The 22,831-nt window shown below is 48.9% G+C and carries 9 protein-coding genes; 4 read left to right on the top strand and 5 right to left on the bottom strand.

Features of this window, described 5'->3' with window-relative positions; genetic code table 11:
* The first annotated feature begins 86 nt into the window (after positions 1-86).
* The 3 genes from AB0L18_RS20535 (at position 87) to AB0L18_RS20545 (ending at position 6,165) form a co-directional block, all read left to right on the top strand.
* Complete coding sequence (locus AB0L18_RS20535; protein WP_367389199.1) at positions 87-3,128, top strand: PKD domain-containing protein; 3,042 nt, start codon at positions 87-89, stop codon at positions 3,126-3,128.
* A 229-nt stretch (positions 3,129-3,357) separates the two neighbouring features.
* Positions 3,358-5,283: an ATP-binding protein gene (locus tag AB0L18_RS20540; protein WP_367389200.1), complete on the top strand. Its 1,926-nt coding sequence runs from the start codon at positions 3,358-3,360 to the stop codon at positions 5,281-5,283.
* Between the two features lie 240 nt (positions 5,284-5,523).
* The gene (locus AB0L18_RS20545) at positions 5,524-6,165 is read left to right on the top strand and encodes a response regulator (RefSeq protein ID WP_367389201.1); all 642 of its coding nucleotides are present in this window, start codon (positions 5,524-5,526) and stop codon (positions 6,163-6,165) included.
* 9 nt (positions 6,166-6,174) lie between these two features.
* Here the strand turns inward: AB0L18_RS20545 and AB0L18_RS20550 are convergent, their stop codons facing one another.
* Genes AB0L18_RS20550 through AB0L18_RS20565 form a run of 4 tightly spaced genes read right to left on the bottom strand, consistent with a single transcriptional unit; the run spans position 6,175 to position 10,619 of the window.
* Positions 6,175-7,179: an NAD(P)/FAD-dependent oxidoreductase gene (locus tag AB0L18_RS20550; RefSeq protein ID WP_367389202.1), complete on the bottom strand. Its 1,005-nt coding sequence runs from the start codon at positions 7,177-7,179 to the stop codon at positions 6,175-6,177.
* Positions 7,172-7,747, bottom strand: coding sequence for a bifunctional precorrin-2 dehydrogenase/sirohydrochlorin ferrochelatase (locus AB0L18_RS20555; protein WP_367389203.1), 576 nt, complete (start codon positions 7,745-7,747; stop codon positions 7,172-7,174). Before AB0L18_RS20555 ends, AB0L18_RS20550 begins: the two co-directional genes overlap by 8 nt.
* Positions 7,744-8,514, bottom strand: a complete 771-nt coding sequence (cobA, locus tag AB0L18_RS20560) for a uroporphyrinogen-III C-methyltransferase (protein WP_367389204.1) — start codon at positions 8,512-8,514, stop codon at positions 7,744-7,746. Before cobA ends, AB0L18_RS20555 begins: the two co-directional genes overlap by 4 nt.
* 2 nt (positions 8,515-8,516) lie before the next feature.
* A complete protein-coding gene (locus AB0L18_RS20565; RefSeq protein ID WP_367389205.1) occupies positions 8,517-10,619 on the bottom strand; it encodes a HEPN domain-containing protein in 2,103 nt (700 codons plus the stop codon).
* Positions 10,620-10,835: 216 nt separating this feature from the next.
* Here AB0L18_RS20565 and AB0L18_RS20570 point away from each other — a divergent pair, with 216 nt between their 5' ends.
* Positions 10,836-11,246 carry an Rrf2 family transcriptional regulator gene (locus AB0L18_RS20570; protein WP_367389206.1) on the top strand — a complete coding sequence of 137 codons (411 nt, stop codon included), beginning with the start codon at positions 10,836-10,838 and terminating at the stop codon, positions 11,244-11,246.
* Between the two features lie 617 nt (positions 11,247-11,863).
* Here the strand turns inward: AB0L18_RS20570 and AB0L18_RS20575 are convergent.
* Positions 11,864-22,690 (bottom strand): T9SS type A sorting domain-containing protein, encoded by a 10,827-nt coding sequence (locus AB0L18_RS20575; protein WP_367389207.1) that lies wholly within the window; start codon positions 22,688-22,690, stop codon positions 11,864-11,866.
* Positions 22,691-22,831: the final 141 nt, after the last annotated feature.

A 22,831-nucleotide genomic window follows, 5' to 3' on the forward strand; every position in this document is an offset into this window, starting at 1 on the left:
CTTTATAAAAAAAGGTCAGGATAAAATCCTGACCCTCTGGTTTCCTAAAAAACCATTTAATAACTATAATTCAAAATTAACTAATTATGAACAAACATTTCCTATTGGGACTGGTCTTTCTGCTTTTTGGCAGCTTGCTTGGTGCCCAGGTTACAATTTTTGGCCAGGTGAGTTTTGGGCAAGAAGATGGCCCAATCATCCCGAACTGGCCAGTTGAAATATTTTTTGCCAACGGCAATGAAGCTGCTACAACAACCACTGCTGACGATGGCTCCTACGAGGTCACCTTAGGCGTGACCTTCAATGTGGCAGAAGAGTTGGAAGTGAGAACGCTGGATATTTGCAACGGTGATTATATCTCCACGGCTTTTGAGGCTGTACCTAACGAGGTGGAGTACCAGGTCAATTTGATTATTTGTAGCGGTATCGACCCCCCGCCACCCACTGATTGTGAACCTTATTTCTATTATGAGCAAGTACCTTCCGACGAAGGTTTTGCCGTTCATTTCTTTGATATCTCTCACCCCGGAGAGGAAGGCATTACTTCCTGGACCTGGGATTTTGGTGACGGCAGCACCAGCAACGAACAGAACCCTGTCCATATTTATACAACAGAGGGCTTCTACGAAGTAGTGCTTACCATTTCTGGAGAAGACTGCGAAGCTACGATTGTTCAGTTAGTAACGGTCCACAACCAAGGCAATTGTAATTGCCCTACGGATGAGTATGATCCTGTCTGTGTGTTTACGCCAAGTGGCACAGTACTAGAATTTGTGAGCCCATGCTTTGCGGAATGTGCAGGTTATGGTCCTGACATATATACCTCTTGTAATGGCAATGAATGTGGTTGTCCTGAATTCTACGCACCCGTATGTGTTACTGGCCCGGATGGTACGACCATCCAGTTTCAGAATCACTGTTTCGCAGAGTGTGAAGGCTATGGCCCTGATCATTGGCTGGATTGTGACGACACTTGCAACTGCCCAGAGGACCTTTATGAACCAGTTTGTGTCCATACTCCTTTTGGTGGATTTGTTGAATTCCCTAATGCTTGCTTTGCCGAATGCGCTGGTTTTGAACCCGGCCAGTACCAGTCTTGCGACGGCGGCTGCGAATGTCCCGAATTTTACGACCCCGTATGTGTAACACTCGACGATGGCACGGTACTCACTTTCAGCAATTTCTGCTTTGCCCAGTGCGAAGGCTATGGCCCAGAAGACTGGACGTCTTGCGATGACGAGTGTGGCTGTGAAGAAGGTGGAGACGGAATCTGCGTAGCCACACCATTTGGTATCCTAAGCTTCCCCAACGCTTGCCAGGCAGAATGTGCAGGCTTTGGCCCTGATAGCTGGTTAGACGAATGCCCAGAGGACTGTATCTGTGACGATGAGTGGGCACCCGTATGTGTAGCTTTGGAAGATGGGCAGATCATTACTTTCGGCAATGCATGTGAGGCAGCTTGCTTTGGTTTCAGTGAAGCCGACTTTGTAGAATGTGCAGAAAACTGCGTTTGCCCACAAGTCTATGCACCGGTGTGTGTATCAGATCCAGCTACCGGCGAAATTATAGAATTCGTCAACGCTTGTTACGCCGAATGCGAAGGTTATGGCCCTGATCAGTATGAAAACTGTAATGACACTTGCGATTGTCCGGCTATCTGGGATCCTGTATGTGTCAATGGATTTGCGGGTCTTATTACTTTCCCCAATGCATGTGTCGCTGAATGCGAAGGGTTTACGCCTGACCAGTTTGTGGATTGTGAAGAGGATTGTAATTGTTATCATCTTTGGGATCCCGTTTGTGTAGCAACACCCAGCGGTGAAATAATCACCTTCGCCAACGCTTGTTATGCCGAATGCGAAGGATTCACGCCTGATCAGTTTGTGGATTGTGGCGAAGACTGTAATTGCGATGATTTCTACCTTCCGGTATGTGTAATTGATCCGGTCACTGGAGAGTTCTTGCAATTTGACAATCCATGTCTTGCTATCTGTGCAGGTTATGGAGCCGACCATATCTTCCCTTGTGACAATGGCAATGAGTGTTACGCCAATTTCAGCTACCTGTTTTATGATGATGCGGAACTGGGTCACAGAGTAACCTTTACCGATGAATCCTTTACACTAGATCCTATTACTTCTTGGTTCTGGGACTTTGGCGATGGGGCAACCTCCACCGAACAAAACCCTGAACATATCTACGAGGAAGCGGGTGTTTATGATGTTACGCTAGTGATTGAAACTGCCGAATGTGGCACGCTGACGGTTACTTACCACCTCTGTGTTGGTGATGGCGGAGGCGTTGGTGGCCCTGCTTGTCAAAGCTTCTTCTTCTTTGAGCAACCGAATACAGATGATCTTCTGAGCTTCCAGTTCATCGATTTCTCACTCGGAGATATCAATGCCTGGATCTGGGACTTTGGTGATGGGACTACTTCAACAGAACCGAATCCTACTCACACTTACGCTACGGAAGGTTTCTATGTGGTCAGCCTGACGGTCATCAGTGATGATTGTGAAAGCAGTATTCAAATTGGTGTTACCGCAGGTTCCAATGTTTGGTACGGTGACCTGGAGTGTCGTGCTTGGTTCTTACCCATCCTCAATCCAGCGACTTTAGAGGTCTACTTCATCAATTTGTCTAGTCCAGATGCTGTCCAGTTTGAGTGGGATTTTGGCGATGGCAATACAAGCACGGATCCGCTTGCTTTCCATGGCTATGAAGCAGCTGGTATTTATACCGTCACCCTGACTACGACCTCGGCTGATGGCTGTACTAATACCTTCTCCGTTACGATTAACTTGAGCGGAGAAGAGGATGGATTTACCAGTAATCCTGTATTCTCTCTGGTGAGCAGCACAGAAGAGCCAACCACATTAAAGGCCCTAAGTGCAGCACCTAATCCTACTACTGATTTTGTTCAGCTCACTTGGGAGACCTCGAAGGCTGGTGATTACAGCTGGCAATTATTTGATCTCAATGGTAAACTGTTGCAGCAGCAATCCCTCCGTTCAGTGGGCGGACTCCATCAGGTAAACCTCGATTTGTCTCGCCAACCAGCAGGAATATACCTGTTCCGTTTGCAAACATCAGAGGGACAACAAACTTTGCGCTTAAGCAAGTTGTAGTCTACTACTGAAATAATAAGTTTTTCAGCTTTTTGGGCAGGGTCAGTAATCAGTACTGGCCCTGCTTTTTATTTTTTACTGGAATTCCCTTAGTTTTAAGCAGACAGAAAAAAGGAGGTTTTTGCTTCCCATGATGTTATCTTAGCTTGACTAAGCCTGTTTTTACTAAACAATGGATGCTTCGGTGAGAAAAATAAGGATCATACTAGGAATTGTCTTTTCATTACAAATGTCTTATCAGACAGTTGCTGCCCCTTTTCCGCTAGATAGTTTACGTCAGCAAGCAGAAAACAGCACCTCTTGGGAGTTGAAAAGAGATGCGTTATTGTTGCTTACCGATCACTATCAGATGTATAATAGTGATAGTGTTTTTTATTTTACAAGCATGCTGGGAAATATTGGTCAGGAGCATGATGATCCTGCATCCCTCATGCACGTTTGCCTGATTCTTGGTCGCACCCACAACGCTAAGGGTGAATTACTTGAAGCGCGAAAAGACTTCTATGAAGGCTTGTACCTGGCTAAAAAGCACAACCTATCAAAAGGTATCGCTTGGGCCAGCCTTAATTTAGGCCTCAATCACGGGAGAGGTTTTGAATTAGATTCCGCTTTCTACTACATCCAGGAAGCAGAAAAGCACTTTATCAAAACCAATCTGGAAGAGGAGATTTGGCGCTGTTACTTAGGGTTTGCCACAATCAATAAAGAACGACGTGATCTTCCTGCAGCAGATGCGAACTTTCGCAAAGCCATTGCATTGTATCCCGATAATGCTCCCAGTGCCAACCGGGGCTTTTTGCTCTATCGTGCCTTCGCTTATGCGGCACAATTCCGTCGCTTTGAGTTGCTCCGTGATGTACGCACGATGTGGGATGAGTACAAAGGCTCCAAAAAATTTAGCGCTTCGTTGCTCGAAAAACCCGAACACATCGCCCTTTATTCCCTGATTGCTGGCGATGAAATTGATATGGTCAAGGTTATTTATGACGCTATTGACTATTACAAAGACTCCGACCGGCCACATCGTTTGGCTTGGTGTTATCACGATCTCGGCGAAATTTATTATAACGAACGGAATTATAGCTTGTCCAAAGAAGCCTATGAAATGGCAGATGTCTTGTATACCAATGCAGGCTTTTCCTCTTATATTGTTTTTATCAGGAAACGGTTGGCAGAGCTCTATCAACGCGAAGGAGACTATGTCAAGGCTTTGGAATACACCAACGCCAGTTACCGGGTACTCGATAGTTTGAAAAACGAAGAGTCAGAACGTAATCTCCGCCAGTTTGAGGTGCAGTATGAGACCGAAAAGAAAGAACAGGCATTAATCATCAACCAATTGGAGCTGAGGCAGAAAACCCAGGAACGTAACATTTGGCTGGGAAGCTCTGTTTTTTTAGCACTCTTAGGCTTACTCGTTTTTGGCGGCTTACGCCAAAGATTGCGCCAAAGGGAATTGCTGGCGAATCAGGAAGCGGCGATCCAGGAGCAACGTATCCAGCAGCTAGAGCAAGAAAAGACCTTGCTGGCCATGTCCTCCATGATTGAAGGGCAAGAGCAGGAGCGCCAACGTATCGCCAAGGATTTACACGATGGCATGGGGGGCTTGCTCACTACGATTAAAGCGCACTATAGTACCTTGGTCAGCCATTTTCCAATAGAGGAAGCCACGGCGAAGATAGCTCCCATGACCGGAGAACTCATTGATCGTGCTTGTACGGAAGTGCGTAGGATTTCTCAAAACATGATGCCAGCTGCACTTTTGTATTCTGGCCTGAGTGGTGCCTTAGAAGATCTGGCTGTTCAGGTAAGAACCAATGGCTTGGAGTGCACCTTGGAAATAGTAGGCCCCATTGACAAGATTGATGAAATCAGAACGATTGCTCTTTATCGCGTCATGCAGGAAGCGGTCAATAATATTTTGAAACATGCCCAAGCAAGCCATGTCTTGCTGCAAGTTATTGTACATCAAGAGGTCGTGAATGCTACCATTGAGGATGATGGTTCTGGTTTTGAAACAGAGGAAGGCATCCAAAAGCAATCACTTGGTTTGAAGAGCATGGATTCCAGAGTGCGTTACCTGAAAGGAAATTGTGATATTGATAGTGTCCCTGGAGAAGGAACAACCATTTCTTTACAATTTCCGTTGAGCTAAGCCTCTATGAATTCCAGTAGTTTTGTTTTTTCTGAATTCTGACTTCTTTTTAGCTAGGGTAAACGATTTTTGTAAGGTTTCAAGCGTATTTCTATTTTGGTCCCAAAATTGTACCAGTAGAACCCTATGATGTCAGCAACAGCTCTAAAAGACAAGGCTACCAATTAATAGAGCATTCGATTTCCGGTGAGGTTTTTCTCACCGGATTTCAAAACCCTGTTCTAAACAAAAAAATATACCATGATTAGACTCCTTATCGCCGATGATCATCAGTTGGTAATCGATGGTATAAAATTGATGCTTTCCAGCGAAACTGATATCGAATGTGCTGGTGAAGCTAACGATGGTCAGTCGGCACTTGATTTGTTGACAAAGGGAGCCTTTGATTTGGTATTACTAGACATCAATATGCCAGGTATGAACGGCCTGGAAGCTTGTAAACACATCAGTAAAACCTATCCGGATGTGAAAATTTTGGTCTTGTCAATGCTCAAAGAAGCTAGTTTGATCAAAATGATGCTCAAAAATGGAGCCAATGGATATTTGCTCAAAAATGCCGGGAAAGCAGAAGTGCTGAGAGCAATCAGAGCCGTCAATGCCGGACAAAAATATTACAGCTCCGAAGTAGCTGACATTGTCATGGCCAGTTTAGGTGGCAGAGCTGAAAAAGTCAATAAATCTCCTTTTCCTCAACTATCGCGCAGAGAAAAACAGGTGCTACAACTCATTGTCGACGAATTCACCACCGGTGAAATCGCCGACAAGTTGAAAATTAGTTTTGGTACCGTAGAAACACATCGCCGAAATCTGCTTATCAAACTAGGTGCACGCAACACGGCTGGCTTGGTGCGTATTGGTATTGAGTACGGTTTGTTAGAGTAAGGGACTTGTTTAAAAACCCTCTACGCCCTGCACCGTTGTGTATTTGAAGCTTTTCTTCTGGTCTGGGTAAACAATGCTGAAAGCAGTTTGAACCATCAGCGTTGCTTCGTGGAAGCCACAAAGGATCAGTTTTAATTTCCCAGGATAGGTATTCACGTCACCAATGGCAAAAATACCCTCCAGGTTGGTGTGATAATCAAAGGTATCTACGACGATGGCATTCTTGTCAATTTCCAGCCCCCATTCACCGATAGGACCCAGTTTTGGCGACAAGCCAAAAAGTGGAAGATAGTAATCGGTAGCTTTCTCGTATGCTCCCAGATTCTTGTGCTTTATCGTTACCTGCTCTAAATGATCTTTGCCGGAAAGGCCCGTCACCTGCGCCTCTGTGATGAGCTTGATCTTTCCTTCCATGTCCAGCTGCTGCACTTTTTCGGCACTGTCAATTGCTCCACGGAAACTGTTGCGGCGATGCACCAGCGTGACTTCTTCAGCCACATCCGCAAGAAAGATGGCCCAATCCAGCGCGGAATCACCACCTCCAGCAATGACCACCTTTTTGTCTCGGTACATCTCGGGATCTTTGACAAAATAGTTGACGCCTTTCTTCTCAAAGTCATCAATGTTGTCAATAGGAGGCTTCCTCGGTTCAAAACTTCCCAATCCTCCGGCAATAGCAATCACCGGGGCTAAATGTTGAGTGCCCTCGTTGGTCGTTACAAGCCATTGGCCATCTTCTTGCTTTTCCAGGGTTTCGGCGCGCTCTCCCAGGGTGAATCCGGGCTTAAAGGGGGCAATCTGTTCCATGAGATTGTCCACAAGCTCTCCCGCCAACACAGAGGGGTAACCCGGAATGTCATAAATTGGTTTTTTGGGGTAAATCTCTGTCAACTGCCCTCCCGGCTGTGGCAATGCGTCAATAATATGGCAGCGTAGCTTTAAGAGACCTGCCTCAAAGACTGTGAAAAGACCTACTGGCCCTGCACCGATAATGAGAATATCTGTCTTAATCATCGTTTTTTATTAATTCTTGCGTTAACGCATTCATACGATCCACTTTCTGTTCAAACGATAGCTTCAGCGTACTACGGTAACGGTGTAAATTCAGTAATAGTTCATCCATGTCTTCGGGGAAAATACGCTCAAACAACTGGCGTAAACGCTTTGCAACGGTCGGCGATTTTCCATTGGTAGAAATAGCAATTTTGAGGTTGCCTTTGGTCACAATTCCCCCCAAATACAGATCACACAGTTCAGGGGTGTCTGCTACGTTGACGAGCAATTGCCGTGCTCGTGCATCTTCGTAAACCTGATGATTGACGCTAGGGCTATCAGTGGTAGCAATAACAATATGTCGGCCTTCTAAATAAGCGGGGGCGTAAACATCTTCTACCAATGTTACGTCATAATCCTTGGCCAATGCGCTTACTTCGTCCCGAATCATAGGCGCCACGACGGTCACTTTGGTTTGCGGGCTTGATTTGAGAATGAAAAAAAGCTTTTCATAAGCAACATTCCCTCCACCGACAATCAGAAAATCCAATTGCTCCGTCTTCAGGAAAATAGGGTAGAGGGTATTCATTGTTCTTTCGTTTTGAGTGTGGCCAGGTGAGGTGCTATCGTGTCGAGATGGCGGGCCGCAGCACCAAAAATCAAAATACCTGGACTAGCCAGTTGAGCTATGGTATTCAGGGCCACAATATTGTCTAGTTGTCCACTCAAGCTACGAACATCTGGGCGGGTTGCATTTTGGACAATACTCACGGGGTAGTCGAGGGGCTTATGCTGACTAAAAAGTTGCACGATTTCATCCAATTTGCTCATTCCCATGAGTACGATGACGGTAGCCGAGGATTGGGCGGCCAATGCCAAATCCTTACTCAGCTGGCCGTCTCTATCCGTACCGGTCACCACCCAAAAACTACGGCTGACGCCTCTTTCTGTAATGGGAAGTTGCTGGTAAGCGGCCGCTCCTGCATAGGAAGAGATTCCCGGAATCACTTCTACGGGAATGTTATGTGCCCTTGCTGTTTCAATTTCTTCCATCGCTCGACCGAAAACCATAGGGTCACCACCTTTGAGGCGTACAATATGGTAGGGGAATTTGGCAAAATCCACGAGCAAAGAATTGATCTGGTCTTGGGAAAATCGTTGATAGCCTTTTCGTTTGCCTACGAAAACCTTGTGAGCGTAAGGATTGTGATCCAACAATTCCGGGTTGGCCAGGCTATCGTAAAGAATAACATCAGCTGTCTTTATGGCTCTTAATCCCTTTAAGGTCAATAATTCCGGATCGCCTGGGCCAGCTCCTACCAGGGTTATCTTTGCTTTCTGATTGAATGATTTCATGCTTATAATGCTTGGGGTTCAAGTTGTTGCTGGCGCATGGCTTCAATTTTCGCCACGACCAGTTTAGCGTCTTCCAGGTATTGTGCGGCAAAAGTTGCCGTAGGCGCTGATTTCTTCATTTGTAGAATGATCTCACTAAACGGAAGACCAAGGTCAAAAGACTGGTCTTCAACAAAGTACTGGTCAAATGCCTTGATGATGGACTGCTGAGAGTTTAGCTTGGCTTCTGTTGGGGTCAATAATCCTTTAGCAGCGTAGAGCATAGCAGTATAGGCCCAATAAATGGCATCAGGGAAGCGCTCACTCTCTATAGCAAGGAGTGCATTGTCTAGCTTGTCATTGGCTTCAAGCAATAGCGTAGCGACCAAATCAACCGTTACCCCTGCACATTCGCCTACGCCAATGGCGCGAACGTATTGCTCCTCATTTCCCCAATCCACAAAGTCTTCCTGCGCTAAATTTTCGGTACTAGAGAGGTCTTTGAGCATTTGATAAAAATAGTCTTGCCCCTGGCGGTCATAGTATTCATGGTACTGCTCTGTGGTTGTTTTATGGGTTAGGTAATCATTGAGCAATCGACGCAAAGCTTCCGGACTTCGGCGCGCAGGCATCTTCAATACCTTATCCGCAAATCGCCCCTGGCCATTCCCCAGATTACCACCACCGAGCAAAAGCTGAGAAGCAGGTGCAATCAATTTTCCTGCTTTTATGGTCATTCCCTGAAAGCCAATGCTGGCCAGGGTGTGTTGGCCACAAGCGTTCATACAACCACTGATTTTTATGACCAGTGCTTTGTCCTGCGCCAACTGGGGAAACTCCTGCTTTAGCAAGTTTTCCAGTTCCCGTGCCAGACCCATGCTGCTAGCAATACCCAAGTTACAAGTATCGGTACCGGGGCATGCAACAATATCCAAAGGCGAACGATAACCCGCATCACCTAGTCCCAGCTGCTTGAGGCCTTGGTAGAGCATCGGAAGATAACCCTCTGGGACAAAGCGCAACAGTATATTTTGTTCAATGGTTAGTCTCAAAGTAGCCCCCGTAGCAGTGTCAATTAAATCTGCCAAGGCTCTGGCGCTATCACTATCTATATCTCCATTGGTAAGCTTTATCCCCACAGCGTAGTAGCCATCCTGTTTTTGTGGAATAGCATTCGAATTTTTCCAAAATCGGAATTCGTCTTCCTCTTCAGCACTCAGTTTATGGTTCGATTGCTTTTCGTTGATCTGTGGTAAAGTGCTAGATGGTTTCACCTCAATAGGGTAGGACTGATGTGCCAGACTCTGCTGTTGTTCTGCAACCAGTTGCCTGAATTTTTCCAAGCCTACCTCTTCTAGCAGGTATTTCATCCGGGCTTTATGCCTGCGGCTGCGCTCACCGTACTGATCAAACACCCGAAGCACACTTTCCGTAAAGGGGATGAGCTGATCGGCTGGTAAAAACGAATACGCTGTTTCAGCATGTTTGGGTTGAGATCCTATCCCTCCACCAAGCATGACCTTAAAACCTCGTTGTCCATCCACTATTTTAGGAATAAACCCGAGATCATGGACAAATGAATAACTGTCATCCTGGTCAGAGGAAGAAAACGAAATTTTGAATTTCCTTCCCATGTCCTGACAAATCGGGTTGCGTAAAAAATATTGAAACACGGCCTCAGCATAGGGGGAGATGTCAAACAGCTCATTTTTGTCTATCCCCGCTAGGGGAGAACCTGTAATATTTCTTACCGTATTGCCGCAAGCTTCTCTCAGTGTGATCTGGTCTTGTTCCAATTCCGCCCATAATTCTGGCGTACGATCAAGACTTACATAGTGGATTTGTACATCTTGCCGAGTAGTAAGGTGTAAATTACCCGATCCATATTTATCTGAAATAGCAGCAATCCGCCGCAACTGTCGAGTGTCAAGTTTTCCAAACGGGATTTTTATTCTCACCATCTGTACGCCTTCCTGTCGCTGCCCGTATACACCACGAGCAAGGCGTAGACTGCGAAATTGCTCTTCATCAATTTCCCCGTGGCGGAAGGCATGTATTTTCCGCTCTAATTCCAGGATATCTTTTTCTACAACGGGATCTTCTAACTCTGTTCTGAAACTTCTCATATCAACCAAGAGGTTTTTTGGGAGTACTAGGGGCTTGTTTTCGGAGGGCAAGATACGTGCAAATTTTATTTAAACCAATTAATTTTATAAAATCTATAGAATTAGTAGGAATTAAAACAAACAACACTCTTCAATAAATGCCTTATCTTTGTTTTGCGACGGACGATTATCAACGATCAGTTATTAATTATCCGTCACTTAACAGATCAATGATTGATGGTATCTAAAAAATGTAAATACGCAATAAAAGCAATTCTCTACATCGCCCGCAATGAGGCCGATGACCGCTCTATCTTTGCTTCAGAGATTGCTAAGAATGAAAATATTCCGCAGAAATTTTTAGAAAGCATCCTCCGTGAACTTTGCAACCAGCGAATTCTCGTTAGCAAAAGAGGGCGCTATGGTGGCTACCGTTTACTCAAGCAGCCTTCAGAAATTTCCTTCACCGAAGTGATGCGGATCATGGATGGCCCAATCGCCTTGATGCCATGCGTGTCACTTAATTATTATACCCCCTGCGAAGAATGTAACCAGGAAGAGGATTGTGTCATTCGCCTGGTTTTCCTACAGGTACGTGATGCTACCTTGGATATTTTTAATGCCGCCACTATCGATAAACTCGCATAGTTTTAGGGAGACGGCACCAGGCTGTTCGCTGCTTCGCACCATAACGTCGGGTTTCAAACCCAACGCTATGGTGAAGCGCTCTCATTCCTCGTCCTCCTCCGTCCGGCGAGTTCGAGCCCGGCCTGCGCGCTTTATTATATTATAGTAGGATTCACATCCTACCCCGACATCTATCGCGCCTTCAGGATTTGCCATTAGCGTATGCCCTCAGTTCGACGTTGGCTATCCCTGTCTCGGTATGTACGCAAAATCCCGTTTTGCGTTTAGCAATATCCCAGTCCTGGCGAATTCACGAATTTGCCCTAAACAGTCCCTGCCTGAAATTATTGTAGACGCGATGTATCGCGTCCGTCTGACCGCCGGACAGGTCTCTACCACTACCGTTATCGTCCCTGATCTGGTTCAAAAAACACCTTCTACTGTGCCTCATGTGGTTCATATAATATCCTACGTTCGACGTCGGCAGTGCCTACGTCGCTGTGCTCGCAAAATTCAGTTTTGCACAGTCTCCTTAGGTGCTGAAAAAACAAAAACGGCAGCTCCCATCTCCAGGAACTGCCGCTTTCTATTTTCAAGGTCAAATCATCCAACGATCGAACGATCAAACCAGCAAACTATTAATCCACTACAATCATCTGCTTGGTCGCTGTATGATTGTCCGTCGTTACCGTGTAACTCAGTACGCCCGTAGCACCTTTGATCATCTGCTTGGTCACATTGATCGTATTGTAACCAGCAGCGTAATCGCCTTTGATGATCGTCAGTACGCGTCCGCTGGCGTCGTTGATCGTTACCGTTGCAGTTGCATCCTCAGGTAAATTGAACCCAATCAGGGTTGCCGCTGCAAAAGGGTTCGGCGTGTTCTGGTACAATTCAAACTCCGCAGTAGCATTCCAACCACTGGTAAATTCAATCCCCAGGTCAAACACCTGTTCTCCCCTCTCAGGGGAGATGTCCGTAAGGACAGAGGGGTAGGCCTCCGCAGCCGTGTAACGGCTAGAGATGCTCAGCGCTTCGCGCAGGGGCTGGTCTTCACTTGCTCGCAATACCAGGCTGAATAGGACATCGGTTGTAGTACCGCCGCCGTTGTGGTTCCAGCTCATGGTGATGGTGCCTTCGTCTACGAAGCGCAGGCCGAAGTTTTCGGCTTGTGCCTGTCCGTATTCGATGTCTACCAATTCCACACCGCTCAATTGCAGCGTGCCTTGGTAGCCTTCGATCTGGTTGAGGTTCTCAGCCGTCACGGCTACGGTGTAGGTATTGCCTGCCTTCAGGTCAATGTCTTCCGCTTGGAGGTGGAAGATGCCGTTGAGGGTGCGATCATCGCCGGCCAAAGCATTGGCTTGAGCGCTACCGTTCACATCACCGATCTTCACACCCACGAAGTCCGCATCCAGCACATCTCCCGGGAGGTTGTTCTCATTGATCAACTCTGGGAAAGTCTCTGACCAGGGGTTCGTGCTCTCTGGGAACTCGTAGTTTGCATCCACAAAGCGCCAGCTCGTATTGTTCGGGAACGCCGTGATCACGTTGAGGATCAGCTTACGGATCTGGATCAAATCCAGCGTCGTAATCGTTCCACTACGGTTGGCATCCGCGGCAATGCGCTTGTAAGGCCCAACGAGTGGCTCCACGTTGAGGATGTGCTTGGAGATCTTCACGATATCGAAGGTGGTCACTCCGTTCAGCGGGTTGGCATTCAGGTACGGTGTTACTGAGTAGTCACCTCCCAGTGTCAGGTTGCTGAAGCTGTAGGTGCCGTTTGTATTCGTGGTCATCGTAGCGGTCATGCCGCCATTGATGCTCACTTCCACGCCTTCTACCGCTTCGTTACCTTCCGTCATGATGATACCTGCAATCGTGCCGGTTTCATCACCGCTACACGTAGCGTGCAGTTGTACCAGGACATAAGTCTCACAGTAGTCGTAGTTACCTTCTTCGTCGAAGGCGTACACGTAAACCACCGTGGTCTGCTCATCCGCATCCGTCAATACCAATCCGATATCATCGGGACTTGGTACAAAGTCTGGATCAGCTTCTACATCCGCTGCGCGGTAGATCGCGTACTTCGTCACCCGTGGCAGACCGCCGAACAGTTCTGGTCCCTGACCCGTACAGTCACTGATTGGGGAACCTTCAAAGTCAGCCGCCCAGATTGCCATCGCACAACCTTCACCCTCAGGTGTTGGCATCAGCGTTACCGTCAGGCCGTTGATACAGACCGGAGCAGGGCCTTTGCAGTCGATCACATCGAAGACGATGGTCTCGCTGGTCTGGTTGCCACAGCCATCCTCAAACAGGATGCGTACCGCGTGGTAGATGTTATCACCCATCGCCGAGGTAATGATCGGGAACGTTCCTGTGAACAGGTAAGTGCCGTCACCATTGCTGGTGATATTGCTCAGTACGTTGGCATCAGCTACAAACTCGTTCGACTTGATGTCACCGTCGCCGTTAGCGTCTACTGCGAAGGCATCCAGCTGGGCAGATACGATGTTGACCACCAGCACACCGTCCAGGTCAAACAGTTCACACTCATCAGCTACGCTGAATGGAATGCTGACTGCTTCCTGACAATCACCGTCGTCATCACCAAACTGACCAGGCAACAGGTTAGGACAGTTGGCCGTTGGGCCGCCGTATTCACCAACAGTTACCACTGGGGCTGTTGAGTCGTATACTTTCACGTATTGTGTGTAGATGTAGCGACCGAAGTTGCGACGTCCAAACTGATCGGCTGGAATACAACCGATGTTGTTGCCGGGGATGTTGTCGTAAACAGTGTTCGGAATATCAGAGTCTCCATCGCGGTCGGTGTGGTCACGGTCGATCACTACGCTGTACTGAATGCCCGGCTGAGCATCGGCGATGTTGTCACAGTTGTTGTCTACAGGGCCAAAGCCACTCACTACCCGTACTACTGGGCGTTCGTTGCCTTCCACGGCGCGGTCAATCGGCAGCGATTCGCCGTCGTCTTCCGTCATGCGGGGCAGTACCAGTCCTTCGTATTCGCCATCCCACACGCACCAGTTGATGACATCGTAGGTGATCGAGTACTTGTAGCATGCATCGCCGTTGGCGGTAAAGAAGACCGGATCGCCAATGTTCACACTCAGCACATCACAACCAGTGGTGGTGGTGATGATCGTCGGTACTTCCGGATCGCCACAGTCAGCGGCCACATCTTCAGGGAAGTCGATGGTAAAGTCGTGGACTTCCGTGATCGTGATCAGCTGGCTACAACTGTTCGTCGAGCGGAACACTTCGTTGATGTCGATCGCACCGTTGCCATTGGCATCGCCCTCGGGGCGCAGCTGCCAGGCTTCGAAACGACGCGTGATGGTTCCCCAGCCACAGTCGTTCACCTGGATGTTTGGCGTGCGCTCTACGATGGTATCCACCGCACAGTTGTCCGTACCCGTAGCACCGCCGAAGATCGAGCTCATCATGATCGAGGTCGCAGCGAAGTCTTCGTCGTAAGCCGTCTGGATGTCTCCAGGGAAGGCCAGCGGAAGGTCGTTGCAGCTCAGATTCACTGGTGCTGGTGCGTAGCAGTAAGGGTTCAGTTTATCTTCAGGTACGATGGTCATCCAGCAGATGTTCTGGTTGCCAGACTCGTCCGTTACCCGTAGTTCAATCGTAATTTCGTTGTTGATATCGCAGCAGTAGAAGTCGACATACTCTCCCCATGGGCTCCAGCGGTTTTCGCTAGGATCACAGGTTTCGTTGCGCCAGTAGTTACGGCGAACTTCCAGGCTTACTTCCCCACAGTTGTCCGAAGAACCTTCGTCGACCGCGGTGGCAAAGATGCGCGCGATACCTTCGATGCCGTTGAGGACATCACCACCACCGATGGAGACGTTGAGGTCGTCGTCACAGCTAGCTGTAGGTTCGATCTCGTCGCGGATGATCAGCGTGTATTCCTCGCAGGTCTCGTTGCCACAAGCATCTTCCGCACAAAGGATCAGCGTGTGGGTACCTACGGGTACACCTACCACATCGTTATCGGCGATGTTACCGCCAGCGAAGAAGGTTGTGCCATTCGCCAAGATGGTATAAGTTGTCGTATGTACGTTTGAACAGCCGTTGCCATCGGTGATCGTTGGCGTCGGGATTAGGACGTTCGCTACACAGCTCAAGGGAGAGGTAGAGATCGTCAGCGTTGGTGCTACACCCGTCAATACGGGGCCGGTGAAGTCACCGACTTTGATCAGCTGGTTCAGCGTACCAGAGCCTCCGGGGTTACACCAGTCGATGATGTTCCACTCGCGACGCAGCTTGTAAGTGCCTTCACACACCGTGATCCGGGGCTCATCGGAGTAAGACGCGCCGATGTTGCAGTAGATCTGATCCAGATCGTAGAAGCCAAAGGCTGTACGTATCCACGGATAACCAGAGGTGGATGGGTGTGGGTTGCCATTGGCATCCGTGGCATAGTCTTCATCGCATTCAATCGGCACCACAAATGGAGGGAATACAATGTCTCCAATTGTAGGCTTGCGGAAGGTAATCACCTGGTTGCAGCTTACGGTGCGTGGTGCGCCGATACATACGCCGTCGTAGCGATCGGCTACCGTGAACGTACGCGTAATGCGCTCGTCGCCACAGTCACCATCACTGTCGGTAACATCCGACAAGGTCACCAGTACGGGGCCACAGTTGTCGCCAACTACCGGGAAACCAGTCAGGTTCACCTTGGCGATGAAGGCGTTCAAAGCAGCCGTGCTTCCACCGAAGAAAGTGTTGCGCGTAGCCGTGAAGTCAAGTGTACCATCTGCACTGGCAATCCAGCTTTGAGGCGTCTCAAAGTGGATGAAGTCGATGTCGTTACAGACCAGGTCACGAGTTTGCGTTAATGCTACTGGCGTGAAGTCTGCACCCGTTACACCAGTGTTGTTGTCCGAATAGATCGTAACCGTCCAATCGCCGAATTGAGTTGTCAACCAGTTCGTCAGCACCAGCGTATAGCTTGTGTTCGGCTGTAAAGGCAAGCTCAAACGAAGGGTAGGATCAAAGGGGTTGCCACCAGGGACGAAACCATCATCGGAGGAACCGAGGATATTCTCACAAGGTGACGCAGGATCGAAACCACCCTGGAACAGGAACAAGCTTCCATCGCCCCAATCCGTATCCACCAGGAAGGTATACACATCAACCGGTAGTGCAAAGTCTGGCGTCGTGAACGTAATCACATCGTAGTTGTGTACGCCGTCGGCCAGGAAGCCCTGGTTCAAACAGCTGTTGTCGTTGAAGTTCAAGGTAGCATCAGCTGCATTCAGGTTACCGCTTGCCTGGTGAGCTTCGTAATCCATCGTCACACTGCTCGTGTTGGCAGGGCAGTCGATGACGGGGTTGGTCTTGTCTTCGGCGAAGAGGCTACCCCAACAGGTGTAGACGATTTCTCCGTCTTCGATCAGCTCGATCATGTAGGTGTGCTCACCACAGCCTACCGCCTGATCAGAATCCAGACCATCGACCATTAAGTTGTAGCTGTCGATACAGTCGTCGAAGCCCGTCACTACCATGTCAGGGGTGATGGTTGCGGCACAGTTAGCACCCAGCGTCACGTTCAAATCAGCGATACAGCCAAATTCGAAAGGAACAGCAGCATCGTCGATTTCTACAATAGCGGTACAAACATCGCTGTTACCAGCACAGTCGGTGACCGTCAGTTCTACCTCCGTGCCGCCAATCGCTCCGATGGTCAGATCAATGTCTGAACAATCGAAGAAGGTCTGGTCCACCATGTAGGTAAAGTCGACATCACAGTTGTCTGAAGAACCAGCAGCGATCGCGTCAATATCGGCTTGCGTCAGCGTGTACTGACCGCTAGCAGATAAGAAGATACGGATGGTGTTGCACACGGGCTCGGGAGCCTTGGTATCTTGTACGATAATGGTTTGTACGCAAGAACTTGGGTTACCACAATCATCAGTGGCCGTCCAGGTACGCGTAATCGTGTATTCCTGTGGACAATCTGTAGGCGTAATCACATCAGTAGAGGTGATTGCAGGAATACTACAGTCATCGGTGGCGGTTGCCATGCCTGTATTTGCTGGACTATCATCTTCATCACACTCAATGGTCATGTCTGCGGGGCAGGTGATCAATGGTGGAGTTGTATCTTCAATCGTTATGCGAGCAACTACTGGCGTAGCTGACACATTGCCGCACTCATCGCGGATCGAGAATTCATTCACGATGGTTACGGAACATGCACTGCGGTCTTCTGCGTAAGAATCCGTCAAGGTGTATTCCAGATTCGCCAAATCCGCACAGTTATCAATCACGCAGGCCGTCAGATCGACGGGGATGGTAAAGATTCCACCCGCAGCAGCGATAAAGCCACCGTCGGCACCGATAGCAATCCATACACCGTCTGGCGTATTGGGTCCGATAGGATCAGGACAGCCTTCAAAGGTGCCCGTAAAGTCGGTACAGGTGACTTCTGGAGCCTCTGTATCCTGGATGGTGATCGTCTGTACGTGACTATTCGGATTACCACAATCATCTTCCACGGTCCAGGTACGGGTAATGGTCATTTCCTGTGGACAGGTGCCAGGAGCACTGGTTTCCGTAAACATCACCATCAGGTTGCCCGAAATGGTTTGAGTAGCGTTCAAGCTGCCAGGAGACTCGGCATTAGGACCACTCCAGGTGAAGTCGGCCATGTTGAAACCAGTGCCACTCAATTCGAGTGACTCACCAATTTCGCCGGGTTCAGATACGCCAACATCCGTACTGGTCATTCCAGCTGCGGGACCATCAACAGCGGTAAAGCTGCCTTCCCAACTTAAGAATTCCAGAATGGTGCCTGTAGATATTTGCACCAATGCAAATCCGTCTGGAGAGCCGTTCATCAGGCCGGGGATCAGGAAGGACAATGCACCAAGGCCACTGCCTTCGTTGTCGATCACACCACCCAACATGTAAATCTGATCCAGCAGGCCATTGGCACCATTGTACAGTACCAACTCGTAGTCCATCAAGTCAAGGCCAGCAACACCAGCTACTTCGATGAACTCGCCTTCGTCGGTACCGACGTTGTCGTAGTGGATTTCGTTGATCCACAGCAGTGGGTCAATGCCACTGACATCACAGTTGTCCGTTGCGGTAAGAACCGCTGGAGCTGGAACGGTCTCATCACATTCAAGGGTAAGATCACCCGGGAGGGCTTCCACGAAGGTGGGAGCCGTATTGTCTTCTACCATGATGGTCTGTACGTGCTCGGTATCGTTGCCACAGCCGTCGGTTGCCGTCCAGGTGCGGGTCAGGGTATACTCGTTGGCACAAGTGCCATCGGTGCGTACTTCGGTAAATTCAACCAGGACATTGCTGACCATGTTGCAATCCGAAAGTTCAAAGGTCTGTCCTGCGTTGATCGTGCCGGGAGACTCAGCTGCCGGGCCACCCCAGGTAAAGTCACCCGCCGGGCAACCCGAGCCAGTGAGTTGGAGCGACTGGCCAATGGGGGTATTACCAGCTTCTGTGCCGATATCCGTACTCATCATGCCATCGGCAGGGCCGCCCACGGCGGTAAAGCTGCCTTCATAGCTGAGGAATTCTACCACCGCACCGCCGCAAACCAGAGCGACACCATCGGGGGGACCGTTTTGTAGGCCGTTGGTAGGATAAGAGAAGGATACAGCACCAAAGCCTGTGCCTTCATCATCAATAGTTCCAGCGAGGGTCATCGGGCTATTGTAAGTCATGCCATTCGAACCATTGTACAGCACCAGCTGGCAATCGCTCAAATCCGTGCCAGCCGTACCGGCAACTTCGATGAACTCGCCCACATCACCACCATCATTATCGTAGTGAATTTCGTTGATAAACAAGACCGCTTCGCTGCTCGTGCAGTTGTCGGTTGCTGTTAGCACTGCCGCAGCAGGGACGGCGTCACATTCAACAGTCATATCCATGGGCAGTGCTTCCACAAAGACCGGATCTTCGGTATCCACGGTGAAGGTGAAGGTTTGGGTGCATTGATCCATCTGGCCACGGTCGTCCGTAATGGTGTACGTCCGTGTTACGGTGCGCATACAACCGACATCACTGATCACATCGTTAGCCGTTAAGGTCAATGGGAAACAAGGATCCGCGGATACAGTAGGTAGCGCAGGATCTGGATTAGGATCACCGTCCACGTTGTAGGTCGTCGCAGCATCAGGAACCACAGGGTTACAACCTGCAGGTAAGCCAAAGTTGTTGGCTGGGCAAGTAAGTACCGGAGCATTACAGATGATCACTTCAATGACTTGCGTCACTTCCTGTACACAACCAGGTGCAGCGGGGGTAATACCTCCATCGGGAGAAATACCTCCATTACCATCGGCCGCACCATCAAAGGTCATCACGACAATGTGGTCACCTTCGGTGTAAGCTGCGGGATCGAATTGTGTCTGTGGGATGCCATCAACAGTAAAGGTCACCATATCGGCACCGTTGCCATTGGTATCCGTTGCGCCAAAGGTAATGATCGGATCATCGTCTTGGATAGTAGATGGCAAGGCTGGATCAAATACCGGGTTGGGGTATTGACAGGTGTTACTGATGGTGAAGGTGGTATTGGCAGGATTGCCTACAGCAAATGGACCTTCAATCATCAGCGTGTAGCCTTGTGCGTCCACGTGCACGAAGGGGATTTCGTAAGTTTCATCCGTATTATTGTAGATCAATGTCACAGAACCATCGGTAGCGATGGGAACACCCGCACTTTGGGTGCCTACTGGGGGAACGTTGAAAGCATCAAACGCACCCGTAGCGCCTACCACTGTCCAGGTTTGGCCAGGAGGGAGCGATTCCGTGAAAGGATTAACAATAGAGACCAGTTCAGAGAACTGACCATCATCGCCACCCGTTCCTGCGTCAAGGTCAATAATAGTGGCATTGTCCAGACAAGCACAAGGGTCTGTTAGATCAAATTGGCAATCAAACAACTCTACCATATCACTGGCATCAGACGTACAACCATTAATATCCGTATAAGTATAGGTGATGGTCGTTGTACCTGCACCAGCTGCCGTTGGATCAAAGGTGTAAGTCATACCATTACCATCGTCCGTTACGCCAGGACCACTATAAACACCACCCGTAGGAGTGCCACCGCTAAGCCCCGTTTGTACACCTGCATCAACGCAAAAGTCTTCTGGTGCGGTAAAGTTGACGACTGGCAAGTCAAAGACTTCAATATCATCACTAATGATCATTCCAGCAGAGCAACCATTTGGATCAGTGTAATCATAGGTGATGGTGTGTGTGCCAACACCTGCGGCGGCAGGATCGAAGCTATAGGTCATGCCATCACCATCATCCGTTACGCCAGGGCCGCTGTAGACACCACCTGATGGGCTACCACCTCCAAGACCAGCTTGGACACCAGCATCTATACAAAGATCAGCTGGTGCAGTAAAGGCGACCGTTGGAATAGGGTAAACTTCAAAGTTGGCATCGGCAGAATTGGTACAACTATTACCGTCTGTGTAGGTATAGGTAAGTACATGTACTCCCACGCCAGCTGCTGCTGGGTCGAAGTTATAGGTCATCCCATTACCATTATCTATTACACCAGGGCCACTGTATACGCCCAGTGTGCCAGTTGCCTGGACCGGGTTGCCACCAGACAAACCAACCATGAGGCCTGCATTGATACACGTACCAGTACCGGTGGTGGTAAAGCTGACATTAGGGAGTGCAAATACTTCTCGGTTGAGGTTGGCCATGTTCGAACAACCATTAGCATCAGTAACCGTGTACATCACAGGATGGAAACCGACACCAGCTGCTGCGGGGTCAAAACTGTAAGTCATGCCATTACCATCATCGGTAACACCTGTACCACTATAGACACCACCAGGAGGTAATCCTCCATCTTGGTTTACCTGAATGCCAGCATTAAGACAACTTCCAGTGCCAGTGCCGATAAAGCTTACAGATGGTAAAGCAAAGACTTCTACATCGTCCATTGCCACACCTGCACAAGCTCCACCTCCGACAGTGTAAGTTATCGTAGTGGTACCAGGACCAGCTACTGCGGGATTGAAACTGTAGGTCATGCCATTGCCGTCATCGGTAACACCACTTCCAGAATAGACACCGCCGGAAGGTGTGCCACCGCCAAGCCCAGCCTGGATTCCAGCATCAATACATAAATCTGCCGGTGCCGTAAAAGCAGCTGCTCCAGGAGCAAAAACAACTTCGTCGTCTGTGGCACTATTGGTACATCCATTACCATCGGTGAAGGTATAGGTCACGGTCGTATTTCCTACGCCTGCGATGGCAGGGTCAAAGGTATAAGTCGTACCATTACCATCATTGGTTACACCTGTGCCACTATAAACACCACCGGTTGGGGTACCACCTGATTTGCCGGTTTGAACACCAGCTGTGATACAGGTTCCTGTACCCGTTACGGTCATGGTTACGGCAGGAAGTGCGAAAACTTCCACAGCATCCATTGCGGTACCACTACCCGTCATATCGGTATAAGAATAAGTAATGACGTGAGTTCCTACTCCTGCGACTGCCGGGTCAAAATCATAGGTCATGCCATTGCCGTCATCGGAAACACCAGCACCACTGTAAACACCACCGGTTGGGGTACCACCGCTTAAATTGTTTTGTACGCCAGCATTAATACACAAATCTGCGGGTGCAGTGAAAGTGACGGTAGGGCCGGCAGCGCCTAAGGTAACGCCACCTGTAAAGGGAACCGTAGACAGTGCCAGGTTAGCGGCAGGTGCACTGATATTCCAGTTGGCGGCTACATTTTCAATGTCTGTATCTGTAGTGGGGAGGTTACGTTTGGCGGGATCATACTCTCCATCATCGGCATTCAGAAAAATGATGACGGCATTAGGGTGTTGTCCGCTTGGATCATCTCCAGAACCTGTTCCACCGTCAAACAGATTTGTGAAAAGAATGACTGAGTATATTTCATCAACATTGGAGGTAGGGTTGCCTGGAACACTTGAACTAAAGGCATGAATAGCATCTGAAGCTGCAAGCGTAAAACCTCCACCTGAATGTACGACTGTACCACCAGCACCTGTCACGGTGAATGTGTTGGTTCCCGTTTCACTTATGAAAACAACGTCTCCAGCTGCTAAACCTCCAGCAGGCGGGGTGTAGGTGAGTAACGCTTCGCCAATACCTGCACAAGTACCATCAAAATGAAATTGACCATTACTACCTCCTGCTGTACAGGAAGCCTGATACTCTTCGTCGGTAAAATAAATAGTTTCAGTAGCGGGAATAGCTTCTCCAGCTACGAACGAGAAGCCATCTGGCGAATCCGTTCGCGTAGCTCCAACAAAAGCCACCTTAGGGACTTGGGCTTCAACGAAAAGAACACTTGCGAGGAGAACAATGCCCAGCACTAAGATTTTTTGGCACAGGATACCAAAATGGTAGGGCACAGCGGATAACTGTAAAAGTTGTTTCATGGTCGATTATAATTTGTTGGTCGAATACGGGCCTGGTGGCAGGCCGATGCTAAAAAAATGGTGTTAGGCCGCAGCCTTTTAGGTCTCTTTTGGTTAAATCGGTGATAGCTTCCATATTGAATAATAAGGAGCTAACAGTCA

Origin of the sequence: Lewinella sp. LCG006, from assembly GCF_040784935.1 — a bacterium.
In the GTDB taxonomy this organism is placed as follows: domain Bacteria; phylum Bacteroidota; class Bacteroidia; order Chitinophagales; family Saprospiraceae; genus Lewinella.